15 protein-coding genes are annotated in these 14781 nt (G+C 37.0%); 3 read left to right on the plus strand and 12 right to left on the minus strand.

Annotated elements, in window-relative coordinates:
- Nucleotides 1–71: 71 nt before the first annotated feature.
- A complete protein-coding gene (locus tag HX129_RS00270; protein ID WP_286435864.1) occupies nt 72–1103 on the plus strand; it encodes an alpha/beta fold hydrolase in 1032 nt (343 codons plus the stop codon).
- A 13-nt stretch (nt 1104–1116) separates the two neighbouring features.
- Complete coding sequence (locus tag HX129_RS00275) at nt 1117–2127, plus strand: hypothetical protein (RefSeq protein ID WP_286435866.1); 1011 nt, start codon at nt 1117–1119, stop codon at nt 2125–2127.
- Nucleotides 2128–2152: 25 nt separating this feature from the next.
- Here the strand turns inward: HX129_RS00275 and HX129_RS00280 are convergent, their stop codons facing one another.
- The gene (locus HX129_RS00280) at nt 2153–4225 is read right to left on the minus strand and encodes a TonB-dependent receptor domain-containing protein (protein ID WP_286435868.1); all 2073 of its coding nucleotides are present in this window, start codon (nt 4223–4225) and stop codon (nt 2153–2155) included.
- Nucleotides 4226–4512: 287 nt separating this feature from the next.
- Nucleotides 4513–5151: a Fe-S biogenesis protein NfuA gene (gene nfuA, locus HX129_RS00285; protein ID WP_130073022.1), complete on the minus strand. Its 639-nt coding sequence runs from the start codon at nt 5149–5151 to the stop codon at nt 4513–4515.
- A gap of 163 nt (nt 5152–5314) precedes the next feature.
- Here nfuA and HX129_RS00290 point away from each other — a divergent pair, with 163 nt between their 5' ends.
- Nucleotides 5315–5935 (plus strand): rhomboid family intramembrane serine protease, encoded by a 621-nt coding sequence (locus HX129_RS00290; RefSeq protein ID WP_180046023.1) that lies wholly within the window; start codon nt 5315–5317, stop codon nt 5933–5935.
- A 137-nt stretch (nt 5936–6072) separates the two neighbouring features.
- On the opposite strand, the gene HX129_RS00295 is transcribed toward HX129_RS00290, so the two are convergent.
- From HX129_RS00295 to HX129_RS00340, 10 genes are all read right to left on the minus strand, one after another.
- The gene (locus HX129_RS00295; protein ID WP_286435870.1) at nt 6073–6240 is read right to left on the minus strand and encodes a hypothetical protein; all 168 of its coding nucleotides are present in this window, start codon (nt 6238–6240) and stop codon (nt 6073–6075) included.
- 54 nt (nt 6241–6294) lie between these two features.
- The gene (locus HX129_RS00300; RefSeq protein ID WP_286435872.1) at nt 6295–6519 is read right to left on the minus strand and encodes a hypothetical protein; all 225 of its coding nucleotides are present in this window, start codon (nt 6517–6519) and stop codon (nt 6295–6297) included.
- Between the two features lie 67 nt (nt 6520–6586).
- Nucleotides 6587–7222 (minus strand): hypothetical protein, encoded by a 636-nt coding sequence (locus HX129_RS00305; protein WP_286435874.1) that lies wholly within the window; start codon nt 7220–7222, stop codon nt 6587–6589.
- A gap of 262 nt (nt 7223–7484) precedes the next feature.
- Nucleotides 7485–8609 carry an acyltransferase family protein gene (locus HX129_RS00310; RefSeq protein WP_286435876.1) on the minus strand — a complete coding sequence of 375 codons (1125 nt, stop codon included), beginning with the start codon at nt 8607–8609 and terminating at the stop codon, nt 7485–7487.
- Nucleotides 8610–8706: 97 nt separating this feature from the next.
- Nucleotides 8707–9117, minus strand: a complete 411-nt coding sequence (gene pgaD, locus HX129_RS00315) for a poly-beta-1,6-N-acetyl-D-glucosamine biosynthesis protein PgaD (protein ID WP_286433120.1) — start codon at nt 9115–9117, stop codon at nt 8707–8709.
- A 24-nt stretch (nt 9118–9141) separates the two neighbouring features.
- Entirely contained in the window at nt 9142–10404 is a 1263-nt protein-coding gene (gene pgaC, locus HX129_RS00320; RefSeq protein WP_130073028.1) for a poly-beta-1,6-N-acetyl-D-glucosamine synthase, read from the minus strand.
- 10 nt (nt 10405–10414) lie between these two features.
- A complete protein-coding gene (gene pgaB / locus HX129_RS00325) occupies nt 10415–12403 on the minus strand; it encodes a poly-beta-1,6-N-acetyl-D-glucosamine N-deacetylase PgaB (protein WP_286435879.1) in 1989 nt (662 codons plus the stop codon).
- Between the two features lie 359 nt (nt 12404–12762).
- Complete coding sequence (locus HX129_RS00330; protein WP_130073866.1) at nt 12763–13101, minus strand: FKBP-type peptidyl-prolyl cis-trans isomerase; 339 nt, start codon at nt 13099–13101, stop codon at nt 12763–12765.
- Nucleotides 13102–13161: 60 nt separating this feature from the next.
- Entirely contained in the window at nt 13162–13692 is a 531-nt protein-coding gene (locus HX129_RS00335) for a YaeQ family protein (RefSeq protein ID WP_130073867.1), read from the minus strand.
- A gap of 60 nt (nt 13693–13752) precedes the next feature.
- Complete coding sequence (locus HX129_RS00340; RefSeq protein ID WP_286435952.1) at nt 13753–14766, minus strand: CobW family GTP-binding protein; 1014 nt, start codon at nt 14764–14766, stop codon at nt 13753–13755.
- Between the last annotated feature and the right edge of the window lie 15 nt (nt 14767–14781).

Consider the following 14781-nt stretch of genomic DNA (forward strand, 5'->3'; position numbering starts at 1 on the left):
AAGAAAACTAGGTCATCAAAAAATTGCATTTGCTTTATATAATGGTGAATTGTTTAGAAGGAATCCTATACATGCCACAAACGCCCTCAAAAAAAGTTTTCAAATTTTTTAGTGTAGCACTCATTGCAAGTAGTATGAATTTTGCTTTATCTAGTGTAGGACTCAGTACAAGTTATGCAGCAGCGCATGAAGCAATAGATTACCAAAAAGTATTACAAGAAGAGCGAGCTTGGGCAGGTGTATCGAGTAAAACTTTACGTGTAGGTGATGTGGTTTGGTCATATAGTGAGGGCGGTGACCGTAGCAAACCGACAATTTTACTGATTCATGGTTTGGGTAATAGTCGCGATACTTGGAATGATGTCGCACACGAGTTAACTCGTCATTATCATGTGATAATGCCGGACTTACCTTTTGCAGGCAGCACTCAAGTTCCAACAAATTTTGATATTTCTGTTCCAAATGTTACAGAACAACTGCGCCGTTTTATTGAAGCAGCTCGTATTCAAAATAATTTAAATGTCGTTGGACACTCTCTAGGTGGCTCAATTGCAATGTTCTATGCATCACAATACCCTTTTGATACTCAAAGTTTGTTTTTACTCAGCTCGGGTGGTGTATTTAAAAGCAACAATACCAATTATTTAAAAAATCCGATTTATCTAAAACAATTATTAGTCACACAAGCAGGTGATCTAAATTTTGTCATGAAAAAAGTGATGTATAACCCACCTTTTACACCAAGCATGATCAATAATGAACGTGAAAAAATGCTGATTTCAAAAGCACAAGATACCAGAAAGGTGATCGATCAAATTGATGCTTTAAACAAGCTCTATACGACAAGTTCATTTGCCACGATGGTGAGAAATATTGAAGCACCTACCTTAATCATGTGGGGCAAACAAGACCAAATTGTCAACGTTGAAGTTGCTCAAGAACTCAAATCTATGATTAAACATAGCCAAACGCCGATCATTTTAGATCGCGTGGGTCATATGCCCTTATTAGAAGCACCTGATAAAGTAGTTGATGCTTATCTGTCTTTTTTAGATAAAGTTCAAGGACAAAAGAGTGCTTTGAATGATCCGAAAATTTTATAAATAAGGCAGTGCTATGAGTCACCCTATGATTGAACAATTGATCGATGCTCAATTGGCATTTTTAGATCAAGAATTTGCACAAGTAGATCGTATTCAAATTGAATTTAAAGAATTTTATCTTTGGTTTCGCAAGCAACCATTACAAAACATTTGGCGTTTTGAACAAATTAATCAATTGTTGCAAAAGCAAATTTTAGCAACTCCAGCCAGTGATTTTTTGATTGAGCAAATTGCTGAACATATTCGTTTTGCACTGATCCACCCAAGCAATGATCAAACCTGTATCGAAGATATTATTCCTGTCACAACGATTGATAAAATCGCCCAGTATGTGGCAAGTAAGTCCTCACATCGTAAAGCATTGATTCATAAAGTTGTCAATAATCCTGCATTTTCAATGATGCTCACCCAACTGATTCATCATTCAATCCAAGACTATATGGATAATTCTGTGATGACCAAAAAAGTCCCTGGGGTTGGGCGCTTTATGAAAATGGGCAAATCTGTTTTGGAATCTGTGACTGATACCAATTTAGATGATACCGTAAAGCATTATTTACAAAAAAATATTATTAAGATTAGTCAGTTAAGCGAACAAGTGATTAATCAGCATTTTGATGATGATACGCTCTATCATTTCCAAGCAAATTTATGGCATAAGATCAAGAAGCAGCCTTTAAATGTCATGCGTCATTATGTAGAAGTGAATGATTTACCCAATACAGTCGGTATGGGACATGAAATTTGGGAGCATCTGCGCCAGACTGAATATTTACAACAACAAGTTCATGATGGTGTTTTTGCTTGGTATGTGCGTAATGCAGAGCGCCCTGTTGATTTATTGCTACGTGATTTAAATATTGATGAAGCCTTGATTGAGAATCAACTTCAAGCATTACTCGAACCTGTCATTCAAAAAATGATTTCTTCTGAACATTTAAAAACTCGTGCGCGTCTTTATTTAGAAAAATTTTATTATGCAGATGAAACTTTGGCGATTTTAAATATTGAAAAAGGCGCTTAAGCGCCTTTCTCTTGTTATCATGTTGTTAGAATTTTGCTAAAAAGCTAATTCCATAACGACGACCATCAAGCACTTGATCACCATCAGCATCTTCGGCTTTTTCATCTAAAATATTATAAATACCAAATTTACCTTTTAAGTTTGCTGTAAATTGATAATTAAAACCAACATCTAAAAATTGATATGCAGGTGTCGGTGCTGACATAGAAGCTCGACCTAAATATGACGATGTTTCACTACGATGATGTAAACGTGTCCAAATGTCTAAAGCATCATTAATGGTATAATCAACTGTTGCATTAAACATATGCTTAGGCACTTGATTTAAAGGCTGCCCTTTTAAATCGCCAGACTTTTGCTCTGTTTCAGTATAAGTATAGTTTGTACTTAAATTCACACCATCAGCCAGTTCAGTGTCAAATGTCGCTTCCACACCTTGCATGGTTGCTTCATCAACATTGATACGTGAACTAATAAAGTTCCATAAACGAACATCACCTGTTGCAGCGTCTAAACGACCAAATGGGTCTTTACATGCCCAAGTCGCTGCATTTGTATTACTGCCATTTGGCGAAGAACAGTCTCGAATTTCGGTAATTTTATCTTTAAATTCAGTATAAAATGCCGTCACAGAAGCTTTAGACTGATCACCTTGCCATGCTGTACCAAACTCATAACTGACTGATTTTTCTGGTTTTAAATGATCATTTCCCATAATAAAGGCACTGCCTTTACCTGTGACAGAATGCACATCACTCGAAGACTGTTTTAGGTCAGGTTGTTTATACCCTGTTGACACTCCACCTTTAAATGTCCAAGCCTCTGTAGGGGTGTAAACACCATATAAGCGTGGCGAAAAATTACCATCATAATTTTCATCATGATCATAACGTAATCCAGTCGTCAAATTAAATGTGTCAGTCAACGCCCAAGTATCTTCAGCAAATACGGCGAATGCCCAACGCTCTAACTCTGTTACAGGCATATTTGCATTTTGATTGGTCGCTTTATCGACTAAAGATTCATTTTTAAAATATAAGCCACCAATGAGGTTATGGTCGTTTAATTTCCAATGCCACTGACTATTTGCCAACCAAGTTTCCAGTTCAATCCCACTTAAACCAGTTGAACTGTTACTACGATCTGGATTTTTTGAATTTTCATATTGAATATAAGAATGACTACTTAAATTATCGCCATAATGACCATTATGAGTTAAGCCATAGACTTGGCGATAATTACGTCCATAAGAATCTGCACCTGTACTTACAATGGTTTTACCCGCAGTTGACTCAGACTCTTGTTTCATGAAATTTGCTTCAAATTCAAGATCATGATTGTCATTGAGTAAATATGTAAATCTTGAATTTAAGCTTTCAACATCAGTACTTCTAAAGCCGCCAACATAACGATCTTCATCACGTTTCGACTTACTTAAGCCTAATTGCATGCCTAATTTATTGGCAATAAGCGGACCTGATATATATGCAGAACCATTTTTAATGTCGCCCGATTGGTGATGATCTTGTAGCACAGCACCTAATTCTGCTGTTCCTGACCAATCTGTACTGACCTTTTTGGTAATGATATTTACCACACCACCCATAGCGTCTGTACCATATAAAGTAGATGCAGGACCACGAATGACTTCAATACGTTCAATTTCAGCAATTGGCGGTAAAATGTTTTTTTCAAAACCATAATCATCGCCATTTGGGTTCACATCTTTAGAAAATTGGCGCTTTCCGTTGACCAAAAATAAAGTATAACTTGAGCCCATACCACGAATACTGACCGTTTGTGCTGAACCTGCACCTGAAATTACAACCCCTGGGGTATTTCTGAGTACATCTGTAATATCACTATATTGTCGATTTTCTAATTCTTTACGTGTAATCACCGTCATAGAGGCTGGTGCTTTTGTTTTATCTTGTTTATAGCCAGAAGCCGTTAAAACCACCGTTTCTAATTGCACAGGTTCTGAATTTTTAGCCTGAACTTCACTGGAATTTTCTTGTGAACTATTTGCATAGACTTGCCCTGTCATCAGCGAGAGTACCGATATAGAGAGCGCAGATTGGATAATACGGTTTGACATAAAAGGTATTCCAGAATGGTTCAAATACAAAAAAGAGAATAAAAAGTGCAGTTTTCGTGAAGAAGTGTAACAATAATAACTCAAATTACAATAATAATGATAACAATTCTTATTAACTTTATTAAAATCTTGTTTATATGTTTTAAATTTAAACAATATCTTCTATTTTTTAATATTCATTTAAGTTTTTTAATGTCCAAAATAAAAAACTCATTCATATAAAAATAATCACGTATAAAAAAAGCTTCTCGATTTGAGAAGCTTTTTTAAAATATTTTCAAACAAAATTATTTGAAATATGCACCATCTGCTTGGCTATGGTCAGTTTGATCCACGACACGTGCCAATTCAGGAATATGCTCTTTCAGTGTAGTTTCCACACCTTGTTTTAAAGTCACATCAATTGCTGAACATCCTTGGCAACCACCACCAAACTTCAATACAGCCGTTAAACCGTGTTCTTCATCTTCAACCACTTCAACCAAAGCACAGTTACCACCATGCCCTGCTAAGCCTGGATTAATTTCAGCTTGTAGTACATAAGTAATGCGCTCTTCAATAGAAGCATCTGGTCCAACACGTGGCACTTTAGAGTTTGGTGCACGGAATGTCAGTTGTCCACCAAAGCGGTCTTTATTGTAGTCAATGACAGCATCTTTTAAATAAGGAATCGATGGTGTATCAATAAATGCAGGAAATTCCGCATATTCTTGACGATAATCGGTTGGAATCACTTCTTCAGGTGCGCTATATGCCATACAACATTCAGCACGTGGCGTGCCTGCATTTTCTACAAATACACGAACGCCAATTCCTGGAGTATTTTGTTTTTCCAATAATTCTTTCAAATACTCTTGTGCAGTTGGCGTAATCAATAAATTTGGAAGTTCTTCTGCAACTGCAGTATTGGTGTTCTCAGTCGACATAACTCTATCCTCAAGCTGAAGTCGGTATTTTAACTGAAGATGAGGACGAATAAATAAAAATCAACTAAAATTGTCGGAATTGATGAAAAACAACATGATTTTTTATCATTTAATGTCATGATTGTTGTTAAATTAATCCTCTAACTTTGTTTAGTGAATACTTATGCTGCATTTACCTTTTAATCATACGATTACCATCATTTTGATTACCGTTATGATTTCCCTGATTGCTTTTTCACAACGTGCTGTGATGGATCGTCTTATTTTTTGGCCGCCTGCGATTCAGCAAAAAGCGCAATATGACCGCTTTATTACGCATGGTTTTATCCATGCCGATGGTATGCATTTATTATTTAACATGTTTACCTTATTCTTTTTTGGCAGCATTATTGAAAGTTTTTATCGACAATATCTTTATGATTTAGGCTTTGTATTATTTTATTTGGGTGCATTGATCTTTGCGATTTTACCGAGTTATTTAAAACATAAAAATGATAGTCGATGGGCAAGTCTTGGTGCTTCAGGTGCTGTGTCTGCGGTGCTGTTTGCTTATATTTTATTTCAACCGTGGAAGCTGATCTTCGTCTTTTTTATTCCTGTACCCGCGATTATTTTTGCAGTGCTGTATGTGGCTTATAGTATTTGGTCAGGTAAAAAAGGCAATTCGAATATCAATCACAGTGCCCATCTATGGGGAGCAGCGTACGGTGTGATTATGACCATCATGATTGAGCCTAAAGTTATTCCTCATTTTTTCAATCAGTTGATGCAATTTCCTTTTTAATTGTGATGTCAATATAAACTTAGCAGAAGAAAATTGATCTAAAAAACAGGCATTTTCCGTCAAATTTGAGCATGATAAAAATAAAGACTGCAAATGCCGAACCAGATACTCACAAAATATAGGCTCAGATGTTTACTTTAGATCTTCATTTCATTGCGATGCTCAATACCAAAACGATCAACATGGGTATAAAAAATGCCATATTTACCCACATAATATTCTAAGGACTGCTGTCGATAATTCCAATAAATACACCATTCGCCTAAATCAAACTCACCAATTTGACTGTTGGTTTTAGCGGGCATTTTATTTAAATATTGCTGCTGAATATTTTCTGCTTGTTCAAGGCATACGACGTGTCATTGCTGTTCAAAAAATAATTTTGCCACATCATCAAATAACAATTGCTCTTCATCATTATATGCCATGGGTTCAACTTTAATTTGGTCTAGCTTCGGTTGCACAGCATCTTTAAAAGGTTTAAATGTTGCGGGTTTGAATTTTGAAATATGCTGTGCAGCAATCATACGATACAGCCAAAAGATCACCACACAGACAATGATCAAAATCAACAGCAATTTCATGTTTAAGTACCTCTAAATTATTTTTATGTCATTTCAATATAAAGTACATGCACATTTATTTATAATTTTATTTAAATGTATCGTACTGAAAGCTTTTCATATTACCTGATTGATAGATAAATCCTTTCTTATTTTCTTTTTTAATTACAATACTTTGACCGATATTTTTATATTTCGGGAGACCTTTTTGATCATCACCAAGGTATATTTTCTTTTGTAAAATAATATTTTGACCTTGTGCAGTCACGGTGACACTGCCCTCATCTGAAGTCATATAAGGAATTTTAGCCGAATAGAGATGTTGTGCATCTGTAAACCACAGTAAGACTAAATCACCGCCCCGTTCATACATATTGTCAAAAACAATGGTCGAAGCATCAACTTGTTGTGCTGTGATGCCAACATAGCCGATCGCATCCACAGCTTGATCATTCAAAAAAAACTGTTTGCCTGAATCGAGCTTTAGCCCATAACTTGAATAATATTGTGAATGATGCGCTTTTTCTATATGGCAAGAATATGTTTTTAATGTGACTTTTCCAACATTTAAATGATATGTTTTAGGCTCAAATACCTCGCTGTCATCTTGTGTACATTCGTGATTAAGTTGAGAACTATATGGCAATGCAGCAAATGTATGATTTGAATCTGCCTGTGTAGCGCTACAGATGAACAAGATACAACTGAGAATATAATTTTTCATTTTAGGTCTTTGATTTAATATTTATAGCATTCACTGAATTATAAAATAGTTTTCTCCCTTTTCTAAAGCCAAATATCAACGTTTAAGACATAACATTACATTCCTCCGAACAAATGAATATAACAGCGCTAATTGGTACATTTATCTAGTGAGTTGACGTTATCAGGTGAAAGTTATGCGTGAACAATCCATCAACTCTAAACCCATTCAGCAGCAAACTTAAATGTTGTAAATAAAAACATCCTAAGCCTAGAAAACCGTTCTATTTTAAAATGAATTGAGCGAGCTTTTGGCTACTCTGCATTGCCAATTGGTCAACATAGCGGCTATAAAATTCAGCCATCCATAAGGTCACGGCGATGTACAATACGGATGCACACATCACTGCATTTAAATAACTCCAATGCCAATTTAAAAATAGATTGAACAACGGAATACACACCAAATACATCAACACCAAATGCAGTAAATACACAGAAAATGAAACTTTACCGAGCCAAATCAGTATAGGTTGATCTAAAACTTTCGATAATTTAGGATTCATTAAAATACTATAAACAATCAAGATACCCGCAAAGAAATTGCTATATTCATAGGTTCTTTCGCCGATTTGCTGATAGATCCATGCATAAGAAGCACTCGTATTATGCGCACCTGCCAAATATAGCCCCAAAATCAATAAAATACTCGCAATGAACAGCGGAATTTGACGACCATAAAAATAAAAATACATACCAATAATAAAACTGGCAATGCCCATACAAAAACCTTCACCTCGCCACCAATATGCTAAAGCTGCCAAAACAACAGAAGCGATGATAAAAAGAGATGTATGTAGCTGTTTAATATAAATTAAAAAAAATAAGGCAAATGAGCCAAATAGCTCAATGGTCATTGTCCACAGCACCCAATTAATGCTACTTTCTGCAAATAGAAAAGAACCTATTGTTCCTTCATAGATTGCTGTTTTAAGTGAAAAATCTTGTGTGACATAGGCTTGTAACCACCCACCGACATGGTGACTATCAATTTTAATACTATTAAATACCGCCCAAATGATTACACAGGAAATCAATGCGGGAATCATTAAACGTGGATAACGTTTAATACACATATTTTTAAGTTTAGTTAAAATCAGTTCAGGCGATTTACATAGTGCATAACTCAATACATAACCACTGAGCACAAAAAAGATAAACACAGCCGCTGTACCTGAATACCAAAAGGCAAAAGGTGAATGATGAATGGCATAGATGAATGAATTATTCGCAATATCATTGACATCAAACCGATGTAAATAAGGAATAAAACTCAAACTTAAATGCGAAAAAACCACCGCCAAACACGCCAAGCCACGAATACTTTCAGCCGAATTTATTTTTTGCACGTGGTCATACTCATAACTATTAGCTTTGCATTCATTGCACTACATCGTCCTTGCATCATAAAAAATCCCACTGGATGTGGGATTTTTTCTTTGAATATTAGTGAATAGAAATAATATTTCCATTTACGTCATGATGCACTGTCGTAACTTTTTGTTGTCGACCGACCTCAATGTCTTGCCCTTTTAGCGCAAAATGTTCAGCATAATCAGACAACGATTTTTGTTTCGCTTGCTGCGGTGTTTTTGCAGGAATAAAACGATTCCAAAGTAATAAACTGAGTGCACAGACCATCAGCGCAATCAGACCATGCTGCAAGATCACTGAAAAAGCAGCCATAATATTATGCACAAAATGTGGTTTCTGAATCCCAATCACACCCAGCAGCAACAATAATGGACGCCATAAAAATAACCATACCGCCCAAAGCATCGCTGTTGACGTGTTGGACAAATAGCGTTTATGCCAAGGTAACTGTTGACGTAAGTCAATAATCAAATCTGATTTCATTTTATCAATACTCTACCAAGACCATTAAGAACGCATCCCACGATCTGGACTGATCCAACGTGCACGCTTGCCACTACCACGGAGCAAAACTTTCGGAAATGCGATAATGCTTGCTGTTAATGTAATTAACCAAAAAACAAAGGGATACCAAATCATCCAATAATAATTTTTGAGCAAATTTGGTTCATACCTACTATCCATCCATTTGCTTAAAGCAAACTGAAGTAAACAGCTTAAACCTAAAAGAATTCCACTGCCATAAGGTAAAAATGGTGAGCTTGCTGTCTGACTCAGACCTGAGATTGGGAAAATAAAATGCAGTAACCAAATCACAGCAACAGCAAGCATGAGATACGACCAAACTAAGGTTAATACCAACTCTAAAATCAGTGGCCACAAATAATTCAGTTTAGGCTTAAAAACAACATCGATATTTTTAATCAATACCTGTGCACCACCCATTGCCCAACGCAAACGTTGTTTCCATAAGCCTGTTAGAGTTTCAGGCATTAAGATCCAAACCAAAGCATTGGGTTCAAAATGGATATTCCACCCTGCACGTTGCAATTTCCATGTAATATCGATATCTTCGGTTAAAGCATTTGGTGACCAATAACCCACATCATGCACCGCACTTTTACGAAAAGCAGTGATTACGCCTGAGACCGTAAACAAGCGTCCAAAGCTACGCTGCGCGCGTTTAATCAAACCCACAATCGAAGAAAACTCACCGACTTGGATACGCCCAAGTAAAGTGGAACGGGTACGAATTCTTGGATTACCTGTAACAGCAGCAACAGAGTTGTCTGCTAAGAAATGACGTACCATCCACATCGCAGCATGGGGGTCTAATAACGCATCGCCATCAATCCCAATCAAATATTCTGCATCTGTGAGCAAGCTACCCGCTTGCAATGCCATCGCTTTGCCTTGATTTTGTGCCAAATGTACCACACGTAACTTTTCATATTTGGCTGCCAAAGCATCCAAGACTTGTGCAGTATTGTCTGAACTTCCATCATTAATGGCAATCACCTCAAAATGTGGGTAATTTAACTGAAGCGCATGACTTAAAGTTTCTTCTGCATTGTCACCTTCATTAAAGCAAGGGACAAGCACTGCCACTTTAGGATAAGTGGGCAGAGGATTTGGTTGATCATAAGCAGGTTCTTTCTTCTCTTTACGGAAGAAAATCACAGCGCCAATCATCCAAAGATACGACATGAATAATGGATAGAAAAACACAAAATCCAAAGCCATATGCCAAAAATGCTGTAAAAATTTCATATAAATACTATCAAGGAACAAGACGATTGGTTTTTAAACCAAAGGTATCTCGCATAATTTTTGGGTCTGGATGATTTTTGAAAGGATCATCAGGATAATAGGCAATGTGCATTGCACCCTGTTGATAAAGTGATTTTATCGTATCTGCCATCTCTTGTGTTGGAACTGGCTGATTATTTCTCCAATTCGTCGCTTGTAACTCAAAGACAGTTTTCTTCAAACCCTGTGGATAAGACTTCACCCGTTTGACAAGGTCGTTAAAAAATTTCTCTTTATCTTCAGCCTGCTCCATATAAGGCATTGCCATAATGGCGGTAAAATCATAACGTTTAAGTGACTGTTCTAAAGACTGCGCATACCAATTTTCTGAGTATGCATTTAAAGCCACTTGAGCATAAAGATTACGTGCTGTCACTAAATAAGGATGGTAATAACGGATTTCATCTGCCAACTGCATAGCAAAATCATCAATCGTTTTGGTCTTAAATGCTGTCCATTTTTGCAATTGTGCTTCATCTTGACGTATAGCCTCTAGGTCAGTTGAAATCCCCGCAGCTTTATATGCACTCAGCGCATAATCACTGCTGTCTTCATAATCTGACAGTGTGGTATCGTCATGGAACAAGATACCATTAAAATTGGACGACTTCGCCAAATCTTCATAAATTCCACGAATCACTTCACGCGCTTGAGGTGAATATGGCGACAAACGATGGTAGCCCATATTTAAATGATCAGATGTTTTCGCTTGTTGCGTCACCACCAAATGCTTAGATACCGGATTATTTTCAGGTAATTGCCACGCCAAAAGCGGCATCCATGCATATAAACGGTTCACTTGAGTACGGGACTGAATTTGCCATGCGACCCGATTAAACAAATCTGCACGCATCGGTAAATAGCGATTCGGGAAATATACCATATCTGCTGAACCATCTGCATCTGGATCAGAAAAAGCTTGTAAGTACACTGTGTTGACTTTCATGGCTTGAATACGATCAAGCAAGAGTCCGATATTTTTTTCTTCTTGTGCTGGATCAGGATCGTACAAATAGTCTAAATCGACATGCATAATTTTTTGTGCGCGATTATTATCATTTAAACCCATTTCACGGGTTTTAATATCTGCTAATAAATCTGCACGAGTGGTATCACTTTCGACCAAAATCCGATTCAAATGGCTGAGGGACTGCTTCACATTATTCCCCCCATCATCCAACGTAATGGTGATTGGCATACCCAATTGCTTCGCAATTTCGACTGTTTTCATGTTGTACTGTCCATAAGGCCACACCATCACCCGAGGACTACGAATACCATGTTTTTGTAAAACTTCATTGTTTTTCTTTAGATCGGTATAAATTCGTGTTGCATAAGCTTGATCAGACTCATAACTTTTGCTTTCTGGAGAATACAACCGTGTCGTTGCAGCAGGTTCAGAATTTCCTTGAGGATTGCCCAATATGCCACGGTGCAAATCATAACTGTGGTTACCAATCTCAACATAACCACTGTCTTGCATTTCTTTTAACTCAGCCCACGTCAAAATATCACTGCGTGGAATTTTTTGATCACCAAAACTGACTTGTTGACCTTGCGTTTCGATCCACGAGCCTACAACAGACAATACCACAGGAACCCGTTTTTCTTTTACAATCGGATAAGCATATTTATAAAAGCTTTGGTAACCATCATCGACGGTCAGTAATAACGGCTTTTTCGGTAATTTATATGAACCTTGATTGGCTTTAATCAATTGGTCTACGCTGATAAAGTGGAAGCCATCTTTCTTTAATGACTGAATCTGCTCGGCAAATTGTGTAGATTTAATCGCATATTGTGGAATCAATGCACGTTCATGATCGGTAATTTCATGATAACCAATGATCGTCAGTAAATTTCGATCAGGTGTATGCATGCCCGCATGGGTAATAGCACTCATAGAAGCAGCCAACAGGGTCAAACATGCAACGATGGGTTTAGAAAAACGATTCAACATAAATTTCCAGCTCATTGATTTTATAGATATTTACTTGAAAATAATTATATTCAACATTTAAAATCTTGAGATATCATTACTTTTCTACTTTATTCGTATAGCAACAACATTTAAGCGATTGAAGCAGAGGTCAAGCAAACATTCTTCATGGGATGTTTTATAAAATATAATTCTGAAATGAATATTAAAATGAAAGTTTTGTTTTATTTGCAGATTATGTCCTACACTTAACCACTATAAAGCTCACAATTTTTACGATTTGCTTACTTGTTTTCAACATGCTCAATTTTCTTCGCACCTAATAAAAAAACTCCAAGCGATGCTTAGAGTTTTTATGAACTGCAATACCAATCACACGTTTAGTCACGTGTTTTGACATCATATAATTCAATTTCAAAAATCAAGTTTGAGTTTGCAGGAATGATATTACCCATTTTACGTTCGCCATATGCCAAATGTGACGGCACGATCAATTTACGCTTACCGCCCACTTTCATTCCCATGATTCCTTGATCCCACCCCTTGATCACACGCCCAGTACCGATCACAGTTTCAAAATAGTTACCACGATCAAGTGAAGAGTCAAACTTGGTTCCATCTTCTAACCAGCCCGTATAATGTGTGGTAATTAAAGCACCTTTTACCGCTTCTTTACCTTCACCCACCACTAAATCGATAATCTCTAACTCAGCTGTCATTACTTTGCTCCGCATTTAAATGTTTGATTCAATCTCTATATTCGTTTGATATAACGAAGATTACTGCAACTGTGTCCACTCAATCACAGCTTGGGCAGTGTCACCAATTAAGGTCCATTCACCATCCATTACATTGAGCTGTAATTGCATGGTACGTTGGCAAAGGTGTTGAATTGCCTCAGTGGTTGCTTCAGACAACTGCCAAACATGTACATTAGACAATGTTTTTAATTTTGAACTGCGTTTGTACCATTCGGCAACAGCTGAACCATACGCCACTACAGCCACATTTTTACAACGTGCAGCCGCTTTTTTGACTTTATCTTCATCAGGCAACCCCACTTCGATCCATTGTACCAACTGCCCTGTCAGGTCTTTTTCCCACAGTGCCGGCTCATCCGTTTCAAATAAATCTTTGGTAAATTCTAAACCTTCATCGGCAAAACGCGCATATGCCAACACACGCACCATGAGACGTTCAATGGTTTCTGAAGGATGCAAAGCCATGGTCAGTTGATAATCACCATATTGATGTACATCCATATTGGCAATATTCAAATCTGCCTTATAAATCGTTGCTTTTAACGCCATGAAAAATCCAAAAATTCAAGTTCTCAAATATGGCGCTAGTCTATAAGATTTTAATAACCTTTACTGCGTTTTTTCGGCTGAATCTATGCGACAGTGCAAAATCGCACTTTCCAAACTTGCCCAATCTCGATCATGTTGCGTAATGACTTCTATTCGATTATCAATATTTTCTGCACCTGACTTATAGTTGAGTTGCTCAGGATTAAAATTAAAGGTCATCCAACCTTGATTGGTATTAAAAACACCCTTAATCCGTAACCAATTTTCTTGCTCACACAGTACATCTAATAGATCATAAAAATCGAATTGCCAACGTTTGGAAAATTTCCAACCTGCAACAGTATAGCCATTGGAAGATTCAACATAGTGATATGGAAATTGTTTGATTTCAGGCAAAGCTTCATCTGCTGAAAATTGTTTTTGTATATGAATCAATGGCATAATTTTACGTTGAATGCATCGGTGGGGTATATCTATTTGTTCAATTTGAATATTGCCCTGCTCTGCCATGATCCACGTTTGGATGCCAGTCAAATATTCATCTTTTAGATCGCTCAATACACGCTGATCAACCTCAGACATACTGTTTGTATGGGACACCAACACAATTTGCGCTGCTTTGAGCTGATCTTGATACAAATCCTGTGAAATCCAATCGGTATCGTGTAAACGTGAGCCATCAATCACGGTAAGCAAAGCCCGCATATTCACTTGTGACTGCCAATGGGGTTCAGTCAACTGTTCAATAAGCTGCGCAGGATGCCCCAAGCCTGTAGGTTCAATAAATAAACGGTCAGGCTTTTTTTCTTGAATCAACCGTGATAATGCAATTTGCATGGGTAATTGACTCGTACAACACAAACAGCCACCAAGGAGTTCTTTGACTTCATAGCCTTGTGCATTGGGTAATAATTGTTGATCAATCCCAATTTCCCCAAATTCATTCATCAGAATTGCCCATGTTTCATGTTCAGGCTTTTGTACCAATAATGCCTGTAACAAAGTGGTTTTTCCTGCACCCAAAAAACCAGAAATAATGTGGGTTTTGACTGTGACAGTCGTCATAATTTTCACAGAAGCATACTCAAT

It is taken from the genome of Acinetobacter sp. 251-1 (assembly GCF_030329305.1).
In the GTDB taxonomy this organism is placed as follows: Bacteria; Pseudomonadota; Gammaproteobacteria; order Pseudomonadales; family Moraxellaceae; genus Acinetobacter; species Acinetobacter piscicola_A.

What these genes read in the sequence shown, in the direction of transcription:
- HX129_RS00270 (WP_286435864.1), top strand. Translation starts at nt 72, where the DNA reads ATGCCACAAACGCCCTCAAAAAAAGTTTTCAAATTTTTTAGTGTAGCA.
- HX129_RS00275 (WP_286435866.1), top strand. Translation starts at nt 1,117, where the DNA reads ATGAGTCACCCTATGATTGAACAATTGATCGATGCTCAATTGGCATTT.
- HX129_RS00280 (WP_286435868.1), bottom strand. Translation starts at nt 4,225, where the DNA reads ATGTCAAACCGTATTATCCAATCTGCGCTCTCTATATCGGTACTCTCG.
- nfuA (WP_130073022.1), bottom strand. Translation starts at nt 5,151, where the DNA reads ATGTCGACTGAGAACACCAATACTGCAGTTGCAGAAGAACTTCCAAAT.
- HX129_RS00290 (WP_180046023.1), top strand. Translation starts at nt 5,315, where the DNA reads ATGCTGCATTTACCTTTTAATCATACGATTACCATCATTTTGATTACC.
- HX129_RS00295 (WP_286435870.1), bottom strand. Translation starts at nt 6,240, where the DNA reads ATGCCCGCTAAAACCAACAGTCAAATTGGTGAGTTTGATTTAGGCGAA.
- HX129_RS00300 (WP_286435872.1), bottom strand. Translation starts at nt 6,519, where the DNA reads ATGAAATTGCTGTTGATTTTGATCATTGTCTGTGTGGTGATCTTTTGG.
- HX129_RS00305 (WP_286435874.1), bottom strand. Translation starts at nt 7,222, where the DNA reads ATGAAAAATTATATTCTCAGTTGTATCTTGTTCATCTGTAGCGCTACA.
- pgaD (WP_286433120.1), bottom strand. Translation starts at nt 9,117, where the DNA reads ATGAAATCAGATTTGATTATTGACTTACGTCAACAGTTACCTTGGCAT.
- pgaC (WP_130073028.1), bottom strand. Translation starts at nt 10,404, where the DNA reads ATGAAATTTTTACAGCATTTTTGGCATATGGCTTTGGATTTTGTGTTT.
- pgaB (WP_286435879.1), bottom strand. Translation starts at nt 12,403, where the DNA reads ATGTTGAATCGTTTTTCTAAACCCATCGTTGCATGTTTGACCCTGTTG.
- HX129_RS00330 (WP_130073866.1), bottom strand. Translation starts at nt 13,101, where the DNA reads ATGACAGCTGAGTTAGAGATTATCGATTTAGTGGTGGGTGAAGGTAAA.
- HX129_RS00335 (WP_130073867.1), bottom strand. Translation starts at nt 13,692, where the DNA reads ATGGCGTTAAAAGCAACGATTTATAAGGCAGATTTGAATATTGCCAAT.